We start from the raw sequence: 17,348 nt of genomic DNA on the forward strand, positions 1-17,348 counted from the left end.
GCAAAAAGGCGGGCGCTCACTTCCTCTTTTCTTATCCCGAACTCAGGTTAATTTACTCCAATATTGCAAATAAAAATCGTTTTCAATAACGAAAAATTTCCTGCCTTGGTTGAATTTCGATTTCCTGAAACTGTCATTTATCTGCTACTGGATCAATGAAACTGCGCGTAGTGTTATCAAGATCAATTAGGATTAGATTGAAGCCTGCCGACTATCTGATCCTCGTTACGAGGAATTCACTGAAGCCTCGGATTTATGTATTGGGATATCTTTCTTATGAGAAGTAGAAGCTGACTTATGATTGATTTACGTGCGTGTAAGTTGGACATTGGACAGCGGTGATTGAGTTGTTGGGTATGAGGAATGTCCTGGCATCGGCGGCGCGCATTGCCTAAATCTGTCTATACATAACCAGGGCTATGAGCTGGCAAATTTTAAAATGGGCGAGTATCGTCAAATCCTGTAGTAGTTAGTTATCCGTGTCATAACGAGCAAGCTAAGATGGAACAAGAATTGAGCGATTGTGCGCTTTTTCGTAGAAAACTACTGGTGTTCTGATAGCGATTAATCATATATTTAACTGTTCTCTATATAGAATAGTGATGCTGATTACACTGTCTGTTCAAGTAATTGTTTCGTACACGTAGTGTATTGGGTAAATAATGTGAGGAGATGACAATGAAAAAGATTCTGGGTGTTTATGATGCACCACCTCTTCATTGGGTGGGTGATGGTTTCCCGGTACGTTCACTGTTTTCTTATAGCAATCATGGAAAACTGCTGAGTCCATTTCTGTTGCTGGATTATGCTGGCCCCGTTGACTTTGCTCCAGTTGAGAGATCGCGTGGAGTAGGGCAGCATCCACACCGTGGGTTTGAAACAGTGACTATTGTTTACCATGGCGAAGTGGCGCATCGAGATTCAACTGGTCAAGGCGGAGTGATCGGCCCGGGTGATGTGCAATGGATGACTGCAGGCTCAGGTATTCTGCATGAGGAATTCCATTCAGAATCTTTTACACATTCTGGCGGTCAGCTTGAGATGGTGCAGTTATGGGTTAATTTACCCGCCAGGCATAAGATGGTTGCTCCGCATTATCAGGCCATCCTTTCTGCAGATATTCCGGTAGTTGCTTTGCCGGATGAGGCTGGCAGTGTCCGAGTAATTGCAGGCTGTTATCAGGATCATACGGGGCCAGCCCAGACTTATACACCAATGAATGTTTGGGATATGCGGCTGAAACGGGGGAAATTCATCGAATTACCATTACGTGAGGGATGGAATACGGTACTTGTCGTTTTACATGGACAGGTATCGATCAATGGCAGTTCTCTGGTCAAAGTTGCGCAAATGGTATCGCTTGATCGTACAGGTGATACGGTATCAATCGATGTGCGGGAAAACGCCACTGTGCTGCTGCTCAGCGGTGAACCCATCAATGAACCGGTTGTCGGATATGGTCCTTTTGTCATGAACAGCCAGACAGAAATCGATCAGGCAATTGCAGACTTTAACGACGGGCATTTTGGGCAGTTGTCCCACTAGTCTCTACCGGTAGGTAACAGAGAGATCAAGCTACCAGCCGGGAGTATGTTGAGATGACCAGGCCAGGCGATTGGATGGTAAGCATTCCTGAGCGCTGGTCAAATACATGAAATCACATCCGGTTGGCGTAATATTCCACGACCTGCTGTACATCGATAGGAAACGGAACATCTTCAGCAGTAGGCAGGTGGGTAACTTTGCCGGTTTTATCCTTTTCATCCCAGAGTAGCCATTCAGGGCGGCTTAGGGGTAAGTCCTGCAATGTTCCCAGTACTAGGGGTAAACTCATACTTTCCGGCTTGATAGTGATTTCATCACCCACATTCAGACGGATGGACGGAATATTAACAGACTTGCCGTTCAGGCGAACATGGCGGTGTGATACCAGTTGCCGTGCTGCTATGAGAGTCGGTGCAAACCCGGCGCGAAATACCACATTATCGAGCCGGCGTTCCAACAGTTGCAATAAAGTTTCACCTGTCGGCTCGGTGCTCTTACGCGCATTCAGCATCAGATGACGCAACTGGCGTTCAGACAGACCGTAATTGAAACGCAGCTTCTGTTTTTCCTGCAGCTTGAGACCAAAATCCGATTTTCTGCGGCGCACCAGTTTGGTGCCATGCTGACCCGGTGGAGTCGGCCTGCTTGCGATAGTTTTACGCGATAAACCAGGCAGATCGACACCTAGTGCTCGCATGATTTTCAATCTTGGTCCCGTGAACCGTGACATAACTGCTCCAGCTTTAATTAATGAATCGGTTGTCCGGCATGATCATACCGGTAGTCTTTGTTTGTACCTGTTGATATAAAATCTGCTTCCACTGCCTGACCAGTTGCTGTGCCACTTCAGTGATCAGCTTCGATTCCGCATACTGCGGTGCGGTCAACTTGTGCGCAAGATCCAGCGCCAATTTTGCCAGTTCCACCGATGGTTTGCTTGCATACTGTGCTGCCACGCAGCACAAAGATGCCATTACTGCACTCGCTGTAGGTAAATCCGGATCGAATTGTGCATTTGTTTCTGCTTGTTGGTTCATACAAATGACCCTGTCAGACATTTAGAATAATGGTAATGATTCGTATTTGTTAAGTCAACTCATAATCCTTGATTAAATCAAGCAAGCTTTCCTTTCATCCATTTGTCCATGATGACGACAGCAGTCAGATCACCGGTAACGTTGATGGTCGTGCGACACATATCGAGAATGCGATCGACACCAAAAATAATGCCGATTCCGGCGGGTGGTACACCGATACCCGATAAGATGGTGGCTAGTACGGCAATACCGACACCCGGTGTGGCGGGTGTGCCGATTGAAGCGCCAACCGTGGTGCATAGCAGCAGGATCATTTCTGTGAAACTCAGATCCACTTTGAATATCTGGCACAGGAAAATAGCGGCTACTGCCTGGTAAAGCCCGGTACCGTCCATATTGATCGTCGTCCCGACAGGAATGACAAAACGACTGATATCTTCACTGACACCAAGATTTTCTTCTGCTGCCCGAATAGATAAAGGCATGACGGCAGCCGAACTGGAGGTGGAGAAAGCCAGCAGTTGCACATCACGTATGGCACGCAGAAATTCGAATGGTGGACGATGACCGAAAACGGCTGCTCCAAACAGATACAAGCCGAGAATGATCACGAGTCCCAGCAATACACAACCCATATACCAGCCGATCGCTGTCAGTATATCGAAGCCCAGCCGAACCATGGCATCGACCATCAGACCGAATACAGCATAGGGGGCCAGTGCCATGGTCCAGCTAATGATCTTCATTGCTGCCACTTGTCCGAACAGGCATAAATCCTCGAATGGCTTTGCGATTTCACGAGGAATGGTCAATGCCGCTACACCGAGAAAAATTGCACCGATTACGACTTTGAGCATGTCGGTTTGCATGGCCGCTTCGACGAAATTGGAAGGGATGAGGTTAACGATGCGTTGCGGGACAGTCAGATCGTCAAATGTTTTTATACCACCATCAGCCGACATAGCGGCTACCATCGTATCGATGCCGGTACCAACCGTATGTCCCGGCTGGATGATAAGTGTGATAGCAAGGCCGATTCCTACGGCAACAAAAGAAGTGATGATGAAGTATGGCACGATGAATGCCCCCATACGCTTCAACTGGTGTGGAGAACCACTGGTCAGAATACCGAGTGCGATGGAGCAGATGATCAACGGAATAACTACCATTTTGAGCATTTCCAGAAAAATGACCCCGGGCAGTGCAATCCATTCCGCTGCCGTGAGCACAGTATCGTTTTCCAGTAATGCTAGACCGCCAGGAGATAATGCAAGACCTGTGAGGGTACCCAGTACCATCCCCAGCAGAATTTTTGCCCATAAATGCTGGGCGATCAGGGCGCCGATGGATTGGCCTAAAGATTGTTCACGTCGGGAAAATGCCATGGGCGCCAGCATATCATCGTTCTTACGCTGACAGGTTCCAGAAAATAACTGGGAGATGCCTCTCGATTGTTTTTCACCAGTTAAACCGTATGCCGCCGTAAATTGCCCGGCCGTAGCCGGAGTTGAAGAGTGCCGAAGTGGCATCGGCCGTACCGGAGGTGATCGTGGTTGAGATGTAGCGGGTATCGAGCAGATTACGTCCTTCGAGGTAGCCGGACCATCCTTTACCCGGGTCATAGCCGATTCTGAAGTTCAGGAGCGCGTACGAGCCGATGGTGAGATTGTTGGCGTTGTCAGCGTAGTAGGCTCGTGGCATCCATTCGACATTCGGGCCGGCGTGGAATCCATTCGGGTATTTGTAGAGCACTTCTGCGCGCAGGTAGTGGGGTGGTACGCCGGGCAGCTTGTTGTTTCCGTAAAGGGTATCGTTATCAAAAAAGAAATCGTTGTAGGTGTAGGCTACGTCGAGCCAGAGAAGATCTTTCCGGGCGGCGATTCCTTTGAGAAATGCGGCACCGAATCCCAGTTCGATCCCCTGATGTACGGTACGATCTGCATTGACTACCGTACATGGGCTGAACGGCGACGTTCTCAGGCATTGCAGCTCATTTCTGATATGGGCACGGTAGAAGGCGATATCCCATTTGAAATCGGCTCTGCGCCCGCGTGTTCCGATTTCATAGGTGGTAGCAGTCTGGGCATCGAGTTCCGAGCTGGCGGGTGTCATAAAGGTGTTCGTGTCGAAAGTCGGTACTTCGGCACTTCGTGAGATATTGGCAAAGATCTGTACATCGGGAGCAATGTCCCACAACAATCCTCCTCTGGGGCTGAAGATGCTGTAAGCACGGCGGCCCGACTGATCGCCATCCGCCAGGAAACGGTCATTCCGGTCGCGAATCGCATGCAGAAACTGCCCGCCAGCAACCAGCGCGACATTCTGCAGGAAGTAGAAACTGTTTTCCGCATAGATTGAATAGTTCTGGGATTTATCCACCGTGGACATGGCCAGTGCCCCTTTCACCGCATCTCCCGGGTTGATGTATTCTTTGTAATTGATTCTACCGTTGTGAACGTTTGCACCTGCGACGAAGCGGTTGCGGAAGCCGGCGATCAGCCGGTCATCGGTTGCACGCGCGAAGCCACCGTAGTCATGGACATAGTAGTCCAGGTACCGGTAGATGGGATGATCCACATGGCGATGGTGGCCAAAGAGACCAAAGTCGACCGTGGTAGGGCCGAAGTGCAGCGTAGTCTTGTTGGCGAGCCGTACTGAATCGATGTTGCGTTGCTGATCCTGCCGTACGAACTCGGGATCGGCACTGCGTGGTGAATCCAGCGCCATGCTTTTGGTCAGCTCGCCTGGTAAACGCTGGCGCCATGTATTCGCGTTCAGGTAGAAGCGGGTCTCGGCATCCTGTGAGAATCGATAACCGAAGTTTGCACTGCCGAGCACCATGTGGCCGTTGCTGTGATCGCGATAACCATCCTCGCGTTGCGCCGATGCAGTGACGAAATAATCGTACGGGCCGTGGATTCCGCTCGTGCTCACCTGTCCTTTCATATAGCCGAAGCTGCCTGTATCCACTCGTCCGCTGAACCGGGGAGCATCATACCCTGTTGGTGTGACGAAGTTGATTGCACCGCCGAGAGAATTGGCTCCATAACGCAGTGCATTGGCGCCTTTGAACACTTCGACGTAGCGGTAAGCACTCGGATCGATTTCGAAGACATCGAACAAGCCATCAGCCGTATTGATCGGGATGCCGTCCATATACATGTTGATGCCACGGTTGCCGTAGTTGCGTGTCAATCCGGAACCGCGGATCGATATCCGGTTATCGATATTCGATTTGGGTTGGGCGATGACACCGGGTACCCAGCCGACGATATCTTTGATCGTTTGTGCGGGCGTACTTTTGAACCGGGTATCGGATATGACTTCGACGGCACCAGGTATATGCTGAATATTGGTTGTTGCCTGTAGCGTGTCTGGAACGGTCAACGATGTTTCGTTACCGGCCGCAGATGAATCAGTGGTAATGGTAATTTCGGGCAGGATCGTGTTGGCAGCGACCTGGCTGATGACGACCATGCTGTTATCGACTATCTCGTACTTCAATTGGTTTTTATTCAGTACCTGGTTCAATGCTTCTGCCAGTGTAAAGTTGCCATGGAGAGGTGGAGAAAGGTGATTTCGGGTGACTTCATCCGCATAAATCAGCTTGATGCCGGTGATATTGGCCAGGTGATTCAGCGTGGAAGAAAGAGGTTGTGCGGGAAGATCGAAGGAATAATGGGCGGTTTCATTTTGTGCATGGGCCGTATTCACCCATAGCAGAAGCAGTAGCGGAAATAATCCGGCAATAGATTTCATAGTATTTTTCTCCAGTCAGGAAGGTATAAAGTTTTCTGGTGTCCTGTCTGGTAAGACGTGAAAAACACGATGAACTGGTCACATTTTTTTATTTGTCCGATCGATCAGCAGAGTTTGCCCGTCCGGCAGTTTTTTTACTCTGACTGGTAAAGCTTTCTCCAGGCTGCTGAGAAAAAGTGGCAGATCACAAGTGCCGAATGTTCCGCTCAGTGTTTCGTGTGCAATGGCGGGGTCAGTAAAAATGAAGCGTACCGGATGATAGCGTTCCAGCTCGGCTACCAGTGCTGCCAGAGGAGTCTGGCGGAATATCAGCCGCCCGTGCTGCCAGGCGGCGATCTGTTCGGTATCGACCGGGCGGAGGATCGCATGATCACTGCGAGAGGAGTAGTATTGCTGATATCCTTCATCCAGACGTACGCCATCGATTTCCACCGCGCCTTCCAGTACCGTGACCGAAATCTCATCCTGCTGTTTATGGACGTTAAACCGGGTGCCGATATCCTGGATTTGCAATTTGTCTGTATGCACGATAAAAGGACGCCAAGTTTCGTGTGCAACGTCAAAAACGGCTTCTCCCGTATCCAGCGTGATTTTGCGTTGCAGGTAAGAAATGCGGACGTGCAGACGGGTAGCCGTATTCATGTTGATACGGCTGCCATCCGCCAGGGAGATGAGGCGCTGCTCTCCCAATCGGGTGGAATAAGTGATGGTTTCAGCGTTGTATTCCAGCCAGCCGATACTCATCAAAGCAGATGAAATCAGGAAGAACAGTGCCCAGCCGAATATGCCGGCCGGCTGGTGTTTGGGCCGGCGTTGTCTGGCTTCATGCAAACCGGGAATATCGGGTGTTTCTTTCAGTTTGTCTGCTTCAGACCATAAGCGCTCAGCATACGTATAGGCTGCCTGATGAGCTTCATTTTTACAGAGCCAGCGGTTGAATTTCCGCCTGTCCTCATCCGTACAGTGTTCAGACTGTAATAGAAAGAACCACTTCAGTGCCTGTTTGAGCAGCTGTTCGTCAGGAGGGCCGGAAGCGGGCATACAGTATCATTAGGCGATCATGCGGTTCATGCTGCGGTGGCAACGCAGCATGGCTTGTACCAGACGTCGTTGCACGGTTTTCTCGGAAATATTGAGACGGATGGAGATTTCACTGTAACTGAGCTCATCGATTTTACGCAGCAGGAAAACATCGCGGCAACCTTGCGGCATGGAAGCAATCGTATCCAGCAATAGTCTGCATTGCTGCCGGAGACTCACGATTTCATGCGGCTGGAGCAGCGGGCAGGGCAGGGTTTCGTCGATCAGCAGGTATTCTATTTTATTTGAGGGGTCACGCTGGTGATCCATAGCCAGGTTATGGCCGATCCGGAACAGATAAGCGGACAAACTCAATATATTCGATAAATCGCGGTGGCCCAGTAACCGGATATAGGCTTCCTGGGCGAGATCAGCCGCTGTTTCACGGCAACCGACCAGACGGGTGATGCGACTGATCAATTGTGACTGGTATCGCTGGTAGAGAGCTGTAAATACGGGGGAATCCGATGAGGGCATGATGCAGTAGCGAAAAGAGTCATAGTAACCAGTGTTTGTCCGGATCAAATTATCCGGATAAAAGCAGGAAATGAGAATGCGACAAATTGTCGCAGGGAGGGGTGCCGGGCGATTACTGCCGAGTCGCCAATGCAGCAACCTCATTCAAGGGTCGCCAGCCATAGCGATTTTATCTGATGCACGTATACTGGATATTGCCGGCGTGCAGCTATCGGTCCGGCGATTTTTCAAGGAGCAGAATCATGAAAGCGACACAACTTTTGCATAATCTCGGCCAGAGTCTCTGGCTCGATAACATTACACGTGATTTGTTGACCGACGGCACACTCAAGCGTTATGTCGACGAGCTTTCGGTAACGGGACTGACTTCGAACCCGACCATATTCAATCAGGCAATCAAAAACAGCAGTGCCTATGAAGCTTCGATTCGTTCAGGTTTGGAACAGGGTAAATTGAGCGAGGAGATTTTCCTCGATCTGGCGCTGGAAGACCTGACCCGGGTTGCCGATCTGCTGAAGCCGGTTTACGATCGTACCAATGGCATTGATGGGTGGGTATCACTGGAGGTATCTCCTCTGCTGGCCTACGATACCGCCAGTACCATAGTGGCTGCAAAGGAAATCTGCAACCGGGCGGCCCGGCCGAATCTGCTGATCAAGATTCCGGGAACCCGGGAAGGTCTGCCTGCCATTGAAGAAGCTATCTTTGCAGGTATACCGATCAATGTGACTTTATTGTTCAGTCGTGAACAGTATGTGGATGCAGCTGAGGCATTTTTGCGCGGTATCGAACGGCGTATTGATGCTGGTCTCAATCCTGATGTGATATCCGTTGCTTCTCTGTTTGTCAGCCGATGGGATGTTGCAGTAGCCGGCAAGGTTCCGGAAGCGTTGCGCAACAGACTGGGTATCGCGATTGCCGGGCGTACCTATAAAGCTGCCCGTGACCTTTTTGATTCACCGCGCTGGCTGCGTGCCTACAATGCCGGTGCACGGCCGCAACGCTTGCTATGGGCAAGTACGGGAACCAAAGATCCTGCTGCTTCGCCAGTTTTGTATGTGAGGACGCTTGTCGCCCCCTTTACAGTCAATACGATGCCTGAGGCCACCTTGAAGGCGCTTGCCGGCCATGACGATCTGAGCATCGATTATATGCCAGCTGATGGCGGAGATTATGAGCAGATTCTGGAACAGTTTGTCAGAGCGGGTGTTGATATCGATGCGCTGGCGATTCAACTCCAGCAAGAGGGGGCAAAAGGGTTTGTGACTTCCTGGCAGGAATTGATGTCGGGGATTGATTCGAAATGCACTGCCCTGCAGAAGGAAAAAACGGATTAGGAAACCTCTGAAAAACAACCTGCGTTGCCATTCTTGCGTTAAAAGTCGGGCCAAAATACTTATTTATCACGTATAAACTCCACTTTTTACTCGGCGGCAGCGCCTTGCCCTACGGACCAGCCTTACGGTTGTTCCCTACGCTTTGCTTGCGTCACCGACTTTTGCTTTGAACTGACTGCCTCGCTGACGTTTTTCAGAGGTTCCTTAAGCTTGTTTAAGATCTCAGATGTGCTGACGATGTCCGCTATTATGGCCGGGAACCGGCGGAGATACCGGATGACCATTCGTTATCACCATCACGGTGCAGTCCATTTCCAGTTTCTGATTTCCGGCATGTCTTCACCGTGGCGGTTGATATATTCGCGGTGCTCGACCAGTTTGTCGCGCATGGTTTGTCTGAGATAGGCCGCTTTGTATCCCAGATGGGGAACACGATCGATGACATCATCGACCAGATGGAAACGATCCATGTCGTTGAGTACTGTCATATCGAACGGTGTGGTAGTAGTGCCTTCTTCTTTATAGCCGCGCACATGCAGATTGGAGTGGTTGGTGCGGCGGTAGGTCAGACGGTGGATCAGCCAGGGATAACCGTGATAGGCAAAGATGATAGGTTTGTCCGTGGTGAACAAGGTATCGAACTCCCGGTCGGAGAGCCCTTGCGGGTGTTCCCGGTCATGTTGCAGCGTCATCAGATCGACGACGTTGATTACACGAATACGCAGCTCGGGTAAATGTTCCCGCAGGATGCTGACGGCGGCCAGGACCTCGATGGTGGGAACATCTCCGGCGCAGGCAATGACGACATCCGGTTCGCCAGTCTGATCATTGCTGGCCCATCCCCATATACCAATACCGGCAGTGCAGTGTTTGATCGCAGCATCCATATCCAGCCATTGCAGTTCTGGCTGCTTGCCGGCAACAATGACATTGACCAGATTGCGGCTGCGTAGACATTTATCCGTGACGTACAGAAGACAATTGGCATCGGGCGGCAGATAGATGCGGATAATATCGGCCTTTTTATTGATTGCGTGATCAATGAAGCCTGGATCCTGGTGGGAGAAGCCATTATGATCCTGGCGCCATACATGGGAAGTCAACAGATAATTGAGTGAAGCGATGGGTCTGCGCCATGGAATTTCCTTGCTGACTTTCAGCCATTTTGCATGCTGATTGAACATTGAATCGACGATATGAATGAAGGCTTCGTAGCAGGAAAACAGGCCATGCCGCCCGGTCAGCAGATAACCCTCCAGCCAGCCCTGGCAGGTATGTTCACTCAGAATTTCCATTACACGGCCATTGGGTGCCAGGTGTTCATCCTCGGGCAGCGTTTCGGCAAGCCAGGTTTTGGGTGTAGCGTCATACAGGTTTCCCAGTCGGTTGGAAGCTGTTTCATCTGGTCCGAATACCCGAAAATTATGGGTCTTCAGATTCAGGTGCATGATGTCTCGCAGGAAACTGCCCATGATCCGGGTCGATTCGGCCTTGATCTGGCCGGGTTGCGCAACTTCGACCGCATATTCCCGGAAATCCGAAATACGCAGTTGTTTTATCAACATTCCTCCGTTTGCATGCGGATTGGCTCCCATACGCCGGGTACCTGTCGGTATCAGGGCTTGTAACTCCTCGATCAGCCGGCCTTCAGTATCGAACAGTTCCTCAGGATGATAGCTTCTGAGCCAGTCTTCGAGTTGCTGGATATGCTCCGGTTTTTGTGCAAGCTCCGAGAGCGGCACCTGATGAGAGCGCCAGGAGTCTTCCGTTTTCAGGTTGTCGACTGTTTTGGGCCCGGTCCACCCTTTCGGGGTGCGCAGGATGATCATGGGCCAGCGAGGGTATTGTGTTACACCGTCGAGGCGGGCCCTGGTTTGGATCGACCTGATTTCAGCAAGTACCTGATCCAGTATTCCAGCCATGAGCTGATGCATAGTCAGAGGATCTTTTCCTTCGACGATGTATGGTTGATAGCCATAGCCGTAGAACAGTTGATTCAGCTCTTCACGGCTGATACGTGCCAGAATAGTGGGATTGGCAATTTTATAGCCGTTCAGATGCAGGATCGGCAGCACTGCACCGTCCTGAACGGGATTGAGAAACTTGTTGGAATGCCAGGCGGTTGCCAATGGCCCGGTTTCAGCTTCTCCATCACCTACGATACAGGCTACGATCAGATCCGGATTGTCGAACACTGCACCAAAGGCATGGGAAAGTGCGTAACCAAGCTCCCCGCCTTCATGGATGGAACCAGGGATTTCCGGTGTGGCATGACTGCCAATCCCGCCAGGAAAAGAAAACTGGCGGAACAGATGCTTCATTCCCAGGGTATCTCGCGAGATATCAGGATAATGTTCGGAGTAACTGCCTTCCAGATAAGTATTGGCGACCAGTGCGGGCCCGCCATGGCCGGGACCGGCTATGTAGATCATGTTCAGATCATCACGCCGGATAATGCGATTGAGATGGGCATAAATGAAATTGAGCCCGGGTGTCGTTCCCCAGTGCCCCAGCAAACGAGGCTTGATATGCTGCAATGTTAGCGGGGTCTGCAGCAGTGGGTTATCAAGCAGATAGATTTGGCCGACTGAAAGATAATTGGCAGCACGCCAGTAAGCGTCGATTTTCTGCAGTTCATCCGGAGTGAGGGGTTGCGGGAGTTGAGTCATGGCGAATTACCTCATTAAGGTCAAGTTATCTGGAGGTGTTCCGGCTCATGCCGTGATGAGTTGGAACGTGTGGCGAGCAATGACGATTTCTTCGTCGGTTGGCAGGACGAGGACCGGTGTAGGGCTGTCGGCAGTGCTGATGCGGGTGGCATTGGCCTGATTAGCGGACTCATCGAGCTCGATCGACAGCCATTTGAGGCGGGCGCAGATTCGTGTACGGATCTGTGACGCATACTCGCCAATACCGGCGGTGAAAACCAGACCATCGATTCCTTCCAACACAGCCACCATTGCCCCCAGCTGACGGCATACCTGCCAGACGAACAGATCAACGGCCTGTTTGGCAGCGGGATCATTGCTGGCCAGTAACGTGCGCATATCAGCGCTGATACCGGAAACACCGCGTAAACCAGCGTGCCGATGCAACAGATCGGTCAGAGTATCGTGGTCCATGTGTTGTTCCCGCATCAGATAGAGCAGTACCGCCGGATCGAGGTTGCCACAACGTGTACCCATCGGCAAACCTTCCAACGGCGTGAACCCCATGGTCGTAGCAATACTTTTACCCTGCTGTAAAGCGCACAGGCTGGCACCATTGCCAAGATGTGCCACTACGATACGTCCTGTTGCCCGATCACCGAGATGATCGGGCAGGATATGGGCAATATATTCGTAGGACAGCCCATGAAAACCGTAGCGCCGGATTCCCTGGTCTGTCAGATGGCCGGGCAGCGCGTAAATCTGCTCCTCATCTGGCATGGTACGATGAAAACAGGTATCAAAACAGGCAACCTGTGGTAAATCCGGTCTGAGTCGTCGTAATGCGCTGATTCCTGCCAGGCTGTCGGGCTGATGTAGTGGTGCCAGTGGAACCAGTTGCAACAGCCGGGTGGTAACCTGTTCATCGATGAGGACCGGCCGGTCGAATGGCATACCGCCATGGACGACACGGTGACCTACTGCTATTGGCTGTCTGTTTGTTTGTGTCTCCAGCCATTGTAAAAGTACCTCTATCGCATTCTCATGATGGGAGATGTGAAGAGTCTGCTGCCAGAATAGTTCTCCTCGGGAATCCTTGACTTGAAATCGGGATGAAGCATTATCGCCGATCTCGATTTTTCCCCGGCAGATCATCGATATGCTTCCGTATGTCGTCTGATAGAGTGCGAATTTGAGACTGGATGAACCGGCGTTGAGGACGAGAATAGTTTCGTTCATGGCGATTTTCCTGAAAAATAGTTACCGGATATTGTTGTCGATTTATGTGATTGTGTTTTTTATCCGGAATGTCACTAGAAACAGTTCTTATGTAATCATAGGATGGAATGATCGTATGAAGGGTGTATATTGCGAGTTTGTATACTATCCGATTGGCCGGTATGGTCCGATTGGTTCAGGAAACTGGAATTTTCAGGCCTGGTTTTAGATATCCGGGGGATCCATTGATTTTTTCATGAGGAGGTTCGGGAATGAAAGTGATAAATCTTGATCGTTTTGCAAAGTGTGTCCTGATGTTATCTCTGGTTGTGTTTACGTCGGGTTGTGGTGATGAACCGGAAGAAACTACTGGACAGAATCAGACCGGGGTAACGGAGGAAGCCGTTCAGAGTGATGAGATCATGACTGGATCAGTACCTGTTGAACCTGGTGAGACCGAGTCTGGTGAAGTCACAGAAGAATCATTGGAGTCAATATTGGCTAAAGCAGATGAAATTATCCAGCGTACGGGTGGTACTTTAAATGGTGAAGTAGAACCTGAATCGGAAGAAACGGCTGCGAGTGATGCTGAAGAGAATGAGTCTATAGCAGCTGCCCCTGCAACAGATTCAGCAGCAGGATCCGCTGATGATGGTCAGGATGTCGTCAAAGCTACCCCAGATCTGATCCGCAAAGTTCAGCAGGCTTTGACGGATGCCGGTTTAAATCCAGGCGTAGCGGACGGTAAACTGGGGCCACGCAGCAGAAGTGCACTAATTGATTTTCAGAAACAACATAGCCTGGCTGAAGGCAAAATAACCAAAGAAACATTGCGTGAACTGGGAATCGATTTCTGATTTTTTTCGGGTTATATAGAAATTCATGAGTCTGCTGAAGTCAGCTATCCCGATCTTTACGATCTGATTAGGGCGAATACAGGCAGACTCATGTCCATGGTTCTCATCTGCTCTGGAAATAGAATTCTTTCAGAGAAATGTGTAGAATTCACCGCCGTTCAGGCTGTTTGATCATTTATTCCTGAGAAAAAATTTCGTGGCGTTTCTTGTCCAAAAATATGGTGGCACCTCGGTAGGCAGCACCGAGCGTATTAAGCAGGTTGCACGTCGTGTGGCTGAATTTCGGGCGCAAGGGCATAAGCTGGTGGTCGTTGTATCGGCCATGAGTGGAGAGACCAATCGCCTGGTCTCTCTGGCAAAAGAAATTCAATCCAATCCTGATCCCCGTGAACTGGATGTCATTCTGTCCACCGGCGAACAGGTAACGATCGGGTTACTGGCGATGGCTTTGCGTGAGCTGGGAGTCAAGGCAAAAAGCTATACCGGCCCTCAGGTCAGTATTACGACTAACAACGCTCATACCAAGGCGCGTATCCTGAAAATCGATGAAAACCCTGTTTGTGCTGATCTGGCAGCAGGTTACGTGATTATCGTGGCCGGATTCCAGGGTGTTGATGAAACGGGTGATATTACGACATTGGGGCGCGGCGGCTCCGATACTACAGCGGTTGCACTTGCTGCAGCCCTCAGGGCGGATGAATGCCAGATCTACACGGATGTCAACGGTATTTACACTACTGATCCGCGTGTAGTGCCGGAAGCCCGTAAACTGGATACCATTACATTCGAAGAAATGCTTGAGATGGCCAGCCTGGGCTCCAAGGTCCTGCAGATACGTTCGGTGGAGTTTGCCGGTAGATACAAGGTCAAGCTCAGGGTCCTTTCCAGCTTTGAGGAAGGCGAAGGTACGCTGATCACGTTTGAGGAAGATAACAAGATGGAACAGCCCATAATTTCGGGGATTGCATTTAATCGTGACGAATCGAAAATTACGGTAGTAGGTGTGCCGGATCACCCTGGTATTGCCTATCAAATACTGGGTCCGGTAGCAGATGCCAATATCGACGTCGATATGATCATCCAGAACGTTGGGCATGACGGTACCACTGACTTCTCATTCACAGTTCACCGGAATGAATACGCCAGAACGATGGATGTGCTGAAGCAACAGGTATTGCCTCATATCGGTGCGCGTGAGGTCATTGGCGGAGATAAAATTGCCAAGGTATCGGTGATCGGGGTAGGGATGCGTTCCTATGCCGGTATCGCCAGCAAAATGTTCCGCGTTCTGGCAGAAGAGGGAATCAATATTCGTATGATCGCGACTTCAGAAATCAAAATTTCTGTCGTAGTTGATGAGAAGTATATGGAATTAGCAGTCCGGATTCTGCACAAGGCTTTTGATTTGGATCAGGTGAATAACACCAGCACAAAAACATGTTAGTATTACCAGCTTTTGCAACATAAGCCGATATAAAATATCACCCACGGAGAGATGGCCGAGTGGTCGAAGGCGCTCCCCTGCTAAGGGAGTATAGGCTCAAAAAGCTTATCGAGGGTTCGAATCCCTCTCTCTCCGCCAGATAATTTTATAAGTTATTGAATTTAAATAGAATTATATTAAACAAACAACTTCATCAGCCCAGTTATCGGGCCAACCGGCAAGAAAGCTCAGCATTTTGTTGCTCACAGTTTTGTTGTAACACCCCTCTGCTTTAGCTTAATATCTTTCTTTATCCGGGAGAAGGATATGCGCATTCCAATATCTCTATTTGCTGCTCTGCTGCTATCAGGCTGCTACACGCCATCAATACTTAAAGATTACACTGCTTGCAAAGCGGCAGAAAGGCCTATTGAAGAGTGTCGAGCTAAAACAGGTCTGTATGGTTCGATTACTGGCCCGACTGATCCCAATTTTGCCCACAATATGCGCAGATCGAGATATGAGGCGCTGGGTTATACGCCTTACAGATTCAGAAAATAACCTCAAAAACTCAATTCCTCAGAAAGGTAGTTAAAACGCGATTCTGGCGATTCTACGCCCAAAAAACACCCCCTATACCATTTCCGTTTTTTAAGCACAGCATCGCAATCCTGATAGACGAAATCAGCGTTCAATAGCCATTGATTCATAACACGCGCTGATTCTCCTGAAAAGTTCCTTTTGACCTGTCATTTGTTCTTCATTATACTTTTTTATATTATGTTTTATTATATATTGTTTTTAATTGATAGGACGCTCGAAAATGGAAATTGACACAAGGATAACACCCGCTCTACATCCCAAAAATATTGAAGTAGTCGAAGGCTTTAACGATGAAGCAATTTCTCCTTACCTTGGTGAAGCTATTCAGGTCTTGTCCAATACATATGAAGGCCTTGCAAAAGTACACACGGCCCGCGAGAGGTTGAGCAAAACGCCAACCATGACAGACGAAAACAAGCTTTTAATGGTTGCTGATTTTGCCGATAAATCTGTCACTCGCATTGCTTCCGGTTTTGACAAATGTATTGCAAATCTGACAAAGAGCATCGGCAGCCTCGAAGAAATGATGAATACACCGCTGGAAAGTGATGCTGAAAAAATGAATATTTCAGGTGAAATTCGCAATTATTCGCGAGGATTGTCACTGGACGAACGCATTCGTTTTTTGAATGACGCTGTTAAAAATAAAGATGTTAAAACACTGCGAGCCATTTTAGGCGCCCCGGCTTACTTGAGCGGAATGAATGATGTCGAGCAAAAATTGCGTACGCGGGAATACCACCGGGCAATGCAGCCGCAAATCGAAAGCAGGCTTCAAGCATTGACCAAAACCCGTGACCTGTTGCTCGATCGTTCCCGGTTGATTTTCGAAGAGGCACAAAAGGCGATAGGCGGAAGTTATAAAGAAATTAAACGCATCCGCGAATTGCATAATCGCGCGCATGACGTGCTTAAATTCGAGAATTCTTGATAACTTGAGTGATTAGAGCATGGAAACCACTGAAGAAACTCCTAAGAAAAAAGGCCGTCCCGACTGGGTGCCAGGCATGAAAAGCCCGAACCCTAAAGGAAGACCAAAAGGTATAGAAGATCGCCGCACAAGGATCCGCCAACAGCTCGAAGCTGACGCGCCAGCAGTCGCGCAAACGATTGTCAAACTGGCATTGGCCGGCGATGTACAGGCATGTGGGTTGGTTCTGAATAGAGTCGTTTCGCCACTGAAGAATCAGGCCGAGCGCGTCAGTTTCGATTTTGATGCAAACAAGCCCATCGTTGAACAGTGTGAGGGTATTCCTCCCATATTCAGCAGTAAGCGGCGGTAGAATCGGTTAAATATTTACTGGCTAGTTGTTTAGTCCCACGATATGATGGAATGGGTCAAGGTTAAATCGTTCTGGTTCATT

The 17,348-nt window shown here is 49.7% G+C and carries 15 protein-coding genes and 1 tRNA gene; 8 read left to right on the top strand and 8 right to left on the bottom strand.

Translation table 11 applies throughout. From position 1 onward, the window contains the following. Nucleotides 1-678: 678 nt before the first annotated feature. On the top strand, nt 679-1,545 hold the full coding sequence (locus ABUL11_RS09340) for a pirin family protein (protein ID WP_350283585.1): 867 nt from the start codon (nt 679-681) through the stop codon (nt 1,543-1,545). Between the two features lie 112 nt (nt 1,546-1,657). Here ABUL11_RS09340 and rpsD read toward each other — a convergent pair whose 3' ends face one another. The 6 genes from rpsD to ABUL11_RS09370 form a co-directional block, all read right to left on the bottom strand. Then, nucleotides 1,658-2,275 (bottom strand): 30S ribosomal protein S4, encoded by a 618-nt coding sequence (gene rpsD / locus ABUL11_RS09345; RefSeq protein WP_350283586.1) that lies wholly within the window; start codon nt 2,273-2,275, stop codon nt 1,658-1,660. Between the two features lie 13 nt (nt 2,276-2,288). Beyond that, nucleotides 2,289-2,582: a hypothetical protein gene (locus ABUL11_RS09350; protein WP_350283587.1), complete on the bottom strand. Its 294-nt coding sequence runs from the start codon at nt 2,580-2,582 to the stop codon at nt 2,289-2,291. Nucleotides 2,583-2,659: 77 nt separating this feature from the next. After that, a complete protein-coding gene (locus ABUL11_RS09355) occupies nt 2,660-3,967 on the bottom strand; it encodes a dicarboxylate/amino acid:cation symporter (protein ID WP_350283588.1) in 1,308 nt (435 codons plus the stop codon). Between the two features lie 73 nt (nt 3,968-4,040). Then, nucleotides 4,041-6,341, bottom strand: a complete 2,301-nt coding sequence (locus tag ABUL11_RS09360; protein ID WP_350283589.1) for a TonB-dependent receptor domain-containing protein — start codon at nt 6,339-6,341, stop codon at nt 4,041-4,043. A 78-nt stretch (nt 6,342-6,419) separates the two neighbouring features. Next, nucleotides 6,420-7,382 carry a FecR family protein gene (locus ABUL11_RS09365; RefSeq protein WP_350283590.1) on the bottom strand — a complete coding sequence of 321 codons (963 nt, stop codon included), beginning with the start codon at nt 7,380-7,382 and terminating at the stop codon, nt 6,420-6,422. Between the two features lie 9 nt (nt 7,383-7,391). Next, nucleotides 7,392-7,898, bottom strand: a complete 507-nt coding sequence (locus ABUL11_RS09370) for an RNA polymerase sigma factor (RefSeq protein WP_350283591.1) — start codon at nt 7,896-7,898, stop codon at nt 7,392-7,394. Between the two features lie 76 nt (nt 7,899-7,974). Between ABUL11_RS09370 and ABUL11_RS09375 the strand changes: the two genes are divergently transcribed. After that, the gene (locus tag ABUL11_RS09375) at nt 7,975-8,166 is read left to right on the top strand and encodes a hypothetical protein (RefSeq protein WP_350283592.1); all 192 of its coding nucleotides are present in this window, start codon (nt 7,975-7,977) and stop codon (nt 8,164-8,166) included. Further along, complete coding sequence (gene tal, locus ABUL11_RS09380) at nt 8,141-9,235, top strand: transaldolase (protein ID WP_350283593.1); 1,095 nt, start codon at nt 8,141-8,143, stop codon at nt 9,233-9,235. Before ABUL11_RS09375 ends, tal begins: the two co-directional genes overlap by 26 nt. 296 nt (nt 9,236-9,531) lie before the next feature. Here the strand turns inward: tal and ABUL11_RS09385 are convergent, their stop codons facing one another. Continuing rightward, the gene (locus tag ABUL11_RS09385) at nt 9,532-11,904 is read right to left on the bottom strand and encodes a phosphoketolase family protein (RefSeq protein WP_350283594.1); all 2,373 of its coding nucleotides are present in this window, start codon (nt 11,902-11,904) and stop codon (nt 9,532-9,534) included. A gap of 45 nt (nt 11,905-11,949) precedes the next feature. Beyond that, nucleotides 11,950-13,122 carry an acetate/propionate family kinase gene (locus tag ABUL11_RS09390; RefSeq protein WP_350283595.1) on the bottom strand — a complete coding sequence of 391 codons (1,173 nt, stop codon included), beginning with the start codon at nt 13,120-13,122 and terminating at the stop codon, nt 11,950-11,952. A 251-nt stretch (nt 13,123-13,373) separates the two neighbouring features. Here ABUL11_RS09390 and ABUL11_RS09395 point away from each other — a divergent pair, with 251 nt between their 5' ends. From ABUL11_RS09395 to ABUL11_RS09415, 5 genes are all read left to right on the top strand, one after another. Beyond that, a complete protein-coding gene (locus ABUL11_RS09395) occupies nt 13,374-13,958 on the top strand; it encodes a peptidoglycan-binding domain-containing protein (RefSeq protein ID WP_350283596.1) in 585 nt (194 codons plus the stop codon). Between the two features lie 196 nt (nt 13,959-14,154). Beyond that, a complete protein-coding gene (locus tag ABUL11_RS09400) occupies nt 14,155-15,402 on the top strand; it encodes an aspartate kinase (RefSeq protein WP_350283597.1) in 1,248 nt (415 codons plus the stop codon). Nucleotides 15,403-15,447: 45 nt separating this feature from the next. Continuing rightward, nucleotides 15,448-15,540, top strand: a tRNA-Ser gene (locus ABUL11_RS09405). A 664-nt stretch (nt 15,541-16,204) separates the two neighbouring features. Further along, nucleotides 16,205-16,915 carry a hypothetical protein gene (locus ABUL11_RS09410; RefSeq protein ID WP_350283598.1) on the top strand — a complete coding sequence of 237 codons (711 nt, stop codon included), beginning with the start codon at nt 16,205-16,207 and terminating at the stop codon, nt 16,913-16,915. A 19-nt stretch (nt 16,916-16,934) separates the two neighbouring features. Then, nucleotides 16,935-17,267, top strand: a complete 333-nt coding sequence (locus ABUL11_RS09415) for a DUF5681 domain-containing protein (RefSeq protein WP_350283599.1) — start codon at nt 16,935-16,937, stop codon at nt 17,265-17,267. Nucleotides 17,268-17,348: the final 81 nt, after the last annotated feature.

Source organism: Nitrosomonas sp., from assembly GCF_040256045.1.
Lineage (GTDB): Bacteria > Pseudomonadota > Gammaproteobacteria > Burkholderiales > Nitrosomonadaceae > Nitrosomonas.